Here is a 4,098-nt window from a genome sequence, read left to right on the forward strand (position 1 = left end):
GCTTCGCGCCTCGAAAGACATGCGCTCGCAATCAGTCTGAAAATCAAATTTTTAGTACTGTTTCTACATGTTGATATTATTTTCTAGATAAATCCATCTCTTTATAAGAAACAACTTTCGTTTTGTGTTTAAATTTATAACCTAACCAAACAATTAAAAATACAGGAATTCCAATGTATGAAACAAGTACACCTTGCCAATCAATTGCCTTACCAGTGAAAGCTTGCCAGTTTTGAGCTAGTACAATAAATAAACAAGCTAAGAATGCTAAGATTGGACCTAGTGGGAACCATTTTGCGCGATAAGGTAAATCTTTTAAATCCTTTCCTTGAGCAACATAACCCTTACGGAAACGGTAATGAGAAATCGCAATACCTAACCAAGCAAGGAAACCTGATAAGCCTGATAAATTTAATAACCAAGTATACACTTGACCTTCACCGAAAAATGAAGATAAACAAGCAAGTGAACCAACTGCAAGTGTTATATATAAAGCATTTGTAGGAACACCATTTTTATTTACTTTTGTTAAGAATTTAGGAGCTTTTCCTTCAATTGCTAGCGTATATAACATACGAGTAGATGCGTATGTTCCACTATTACCTGCCGATAAAACTGATGTTAAAATAACTGCATTCATTACAGAAGCCGCAAATGCAACACCTAATTTTTCAAATACTAAAGTAAATGGACTAACAGCCACGTCATTTTTCATTAGACCAGGATCTGTATAAGGAATTAATAAACCAATTACGATAATAGCTAAAACATAAAATAAAAGGATGCGCCAGAAAATTTGACGGATAGCTTTTGGAACATTTTTTTCTGGATGTTCTGTCTCACCTGCTGCAACACCGATTAGCTCTGTACCTTGGAATGAGAAACCTGCAACAATAAAGATTGATAAAACACCTAAAAATCCATTATGAAACGGAGCATCTCCAACAGTAAAGTTTTTGAAACCTGCATGATGTCCACTTAAAATGCCAAAAATCATTGCAATACCAACAACTAAAAAGACAACTACAGTAACAACTTTAATTAATGAAAACCAAAACTCTGATTCACCATAGCCTTTAACTGAAAGTAAATTTAACCCTAAAATAATCACTAAAAAGATTCCGCTCCATAAAACAGCTGGAGTATGTGGAAACCAATATTTCATCAGCATTGCTGAAGCTAATAATTCAAAAGCTAAAGTGATTGCCCAGTTATACCAATAATTCCAACCCATAGCAAAACCAAATGCTGGATCAACATAGCGAGATCCATAAGTACTAAATGAACCCGAAACTGGCAAATAAGTCGCCATTTCACCTAGACTAGTCATTAAGAAATAAACCATAATACCAATTAGTCCGTAAGCTAAAACAGCTCCACCAGGACCAGCTTGACTAATTGAAGTTCCACTAGCTAAAAACAAACCTGTCCCGATTGAACCACCAATTGAAATCATCGTTAAATGTCTTGCTTTAAGGCCCCTTTTTAAAGAACCATCGTGAGTATTCGATACTACTTTATCATTCTTAGGGTTTGTTAGTCCCATCTTATTGCCTCCTCTTGATTCTTGCAATCTTATCTTTACGCGAGAATATGGGACGGTATAAAGTGTTGTATGATGTGTATTTTACTCAGTATTTTCGTCATTATGTAAAGAATGGAAAATCTGGTAAAATACAAAAAAACACGTGAAGCAATGTTCACGTGTTTAAGACTCAATTATATGTGTCAAACAACATCAACATCTCTTCAATAGCCCTCCACAAAAAATTCTTGTGACAGTCCTATGCTTATTCAGCAATAGGCCCAGTAATAAATTTAAATGGTAAATTTATTACTTCGGCAGTTTCACCTTTTATTACTTTTCACAGGTACCATAAACCTCAAAGTAACGACTAATCAAAACTGCGCCTCTATCCAGACGAGATAAAGATCATATTAAATTAATTTTTATAAACTCAATATACAATCTATTAATCTAGTTTGTCAATAGGTTTTTCGACAAAAATAGACTTTACCTAAGAGTTGTATCTCTTGATTTTCGCCTCAGGATACTCATGTCTTGTACCTAACACTTATGTTTTTGTATAATAATTCTATATACTTCAAAGGAGGAAATTTTCACATGACAATTTATAAAGCATTGACACTTGCGGGATCTGATAGTAGTGGTGGAGCTGGATTACAAGCTGATATTAAAACGTTTCAGGAACGTAATGTTTATGGCATGAGTGCAATTACAACTTTAGTAGCGATGGATCCTCATAATCATTGGCATCATCAAGTATTTCCAATTGATATAGATACAATTGCAGCACAATTAGAAACAATCGTTGTTGGCGTTGGAATTCAAGCAATGAAAACAGGTATGCTTGGTTCAACTGAAATAATTGAGTTAGCAGCAAAAACAATAAAAAAACATAATATTGATCGAGTTGTTGTTGATCCAGTTATGATTTGTAAAGGAAATGACGAGGCTCTTCACCCAGAGACAAATGATGCATTAAGAGAAATTTTAGTACCACTTTCAACAGTTGTAACACCAAATTTATTTGAGGCAGCTCAATTAGCTAAAATGGCTCCAATCTGCACTGTTGAACAAATGGAAGAAGCAGCACGCAAAATCCATGAATTAGGTGCTAAATATGTTTTAGTTAAAGGTGGAAGCAAAATCCAGCATGAAAATGCAATAGATGTATTATATGATGGAGAAAAAATCGAGCATCTAGAATCTGATAGAATCGAAACTACATATACTCACGGTGCGGGTTGTACTTATTCGGCAGCGATTTGTGCAGAGCTTGCTAAAGGAGCAGAACCAAGAGAAGCAATCTACACTGCAAAGAAATTCATTACTGAAGCAATTCGTCACTCATTCCCACTTAATCAATACGTTGGCCCAACAAACCACATGGCATATCGATTACATGGAGAAGGCTAATATCAAATAATGGGGCTGTCTCACGTCAGGTTAACTGACATATGAGACACCCTTTTTTAATTGTAAAAAAGGGTGAATGTACTGAAGCTGGTATGATTTTTATCAAAAACTAGCAAATCTGTTCCAAGTCGAATAAAAACTTGATAAAATCTGCTATTTATCCTACTATTGTCTAAATTTGAGGACATAATACCTTAACTGGTATAGGTAATTTTTAAATTTATTTGCGATTCCTTGGAATTTAATTGCAGTTTCGCTAAATTTATTTGCGATTCCCTAATTTTAATTGCAGTTTCGCCAAATTTAATTGCGGTTTTCGGATTTTATTTGCGACTCACGATATTTTTTATTTTAAAGAATAAAAAAAGAGCAAAGGTTTCCTATACCCTATGTTCCCACTTTTCACTTAACGAACCCCTTAATTGTCTTAAATGCATTTCTTCCTTTGAAGTAAACAAATCTTTCCCATTTAGCTAGTAAACCATTTCCATTTTCACCATTTTCAATCTGAAGCGCGTGTTGTTTATGAAACTCAGCAACTCGTTCATTATGTTTTGTATGCAAAGTGTTTAAACGCTTATGAAGATGTATTGCCTGTTTGTTTTGTCCCATATAAATTCTATCCTCCTTTAGTTAATAGATTATATAGTATAGAAATAGCTAGAGCATACAATTATACAATTAATTTCTACTTTATTTCCTACAACCTTTTACACTTTCAATACTTTTAAAAACCAAGTACTAATTACCATGATTTAACATTTTTTATGTATTGCATGTTATTATATATAGTAAGGGAGTGGATTTTATGAGAAAAAATTTTTCCATTTTAATGATAACATTTATGCTTCTTTCAGTAATTGGTTGCGAAAAAAATAATGACGAAAGTATCCAAGGCATTGCATATGCTAGCTTAACAAGAACTGAACAGGCTGCGTTAAGTGATAAACATGGGGTCGTTAAAAAAGTAGAATCCATACCGAATAATGCTACAATATTTAATAAAAACTATCATAAAGATAAGCTATATTCTGTTACTTTTAATGGAGATAATCCTGAAGAGAAGATCGTTATCTATATAGATACTAAGACAAACAAAAAAGTCGGAATGATTGGTGGGGATTAATTTTTTAATCCATTCAGACTGTTGACAAACG

At 33.6% G+C, this 4,098-nt stretch carries 4 protein-coding genes and 1 riboswitch; of the genes, 2 read left to right on the plus strand and 2 right to left on the minus strand.

From position 1 onward, the window contains the following. Positions 1–76: 76 nt before the first annotated feature. Positions 77–1,546, minus strand: a complete 1,470-nt coding sequence (locus COJ46_RS11880; RefSeq protein ID WP_097974640.1) for an amino acid permease — start codon at positions 1,544–1,546, stop codon at positions 77–79. Positions 1,547–1,745: 199 nt separating this feature from the next. Continuing rightward, positions 1,746–1,924, minus strand: a riboswitch (Lysine riboswitch). A gap of 201 nt (positions 1,925–2,125) precedes the next feature. Here COJ46_RS11880 and pdxK point away from each other — a divergent pair. Next, on the plus strand, positions 2,126–2,941 hold the full coding sequence (gene pdxK, locus COJ46_RS11885; RefSeq protein ID WP_097974638.1) for a pyridoxine/pyridoxal/pyridoxamine kinase: 816 nt from the start codon (positions 2,126–2,128) through the stop codon (positions 2,939–2,941). 402 nt (positions 2,942–3,343) lie between these two features. Here pdxK and COJ46_RS11890 read toward each other — a convergent pair whose 3' ends face one another. After that, positions 3,344–3,553 carry a hypothetical protein gene (locus tag COJ46_RS11890; protein ID WP_098565953.1) on the minus strand — a complete coding sequence of 70 codons (210 nt, stop codon included), beginning with the start codon at positions 3,551–3,553 and terminating at the stop codon, positions 3,344–3,346. 196 nt (positions 3,554–3,749) lie between these two features. Between COJ46_RS11890 and COJ46_RS11895 the strand changes: the two genes are divergently transcribed. Then, positions 3,750–4,067: a hypothetical protein gene (locus COJ46_RS11895; RefSeq protein WP_098565954.1), complete on the plus strand. Its 318-nt coding sequence runs from the start codon at positions 3,750–3,752 to the stop codon at positions 4,065–4,067. Positions 4,068–4,098: the final 31 nt, after the last annotated feature.

Source organism: Bacillus sp. AFS077874 (assembly GCF_002566505.1).
Taxonomy (GTDB): Bacteria; Bacillota; Bacilli; order Bacillales; family Bacillaceae_G; genus Gottfriedia.

What these genes read in the sequence shown, in the direction of transcription:
- pdxK (WP_097974638.1), top strand. Translation starts at nt 2,126, where the DNA reads ATGACAATTTATAAAGCATTGACACTTGCGGGATCTGATAGTAGTGGT.
- COJ46_RS11880 (WP_097974640.1), bottom strand. Translation starts at nt 1,546, where the DNA reads ATGGGACTAACAAACCCTAAGAATGATAAAGTAGTATCGAATACTCAC.
- COJ46_RS11890 (WP_098565953.1), bottom strand. Translation starts at nt 3,553, where the DNA reads ATGGGACAAAACAAACAGGCAATACATCTTCATAAGCGTTTAAACACT.
- COJ46_RS11895 (WP_098565954.1), top strand. Translation starts at nt 3,750, where the DNA reads ATGAGAAAAAATTTTTCCATTTTAATGATAACATTTATGCTTCTTTCA.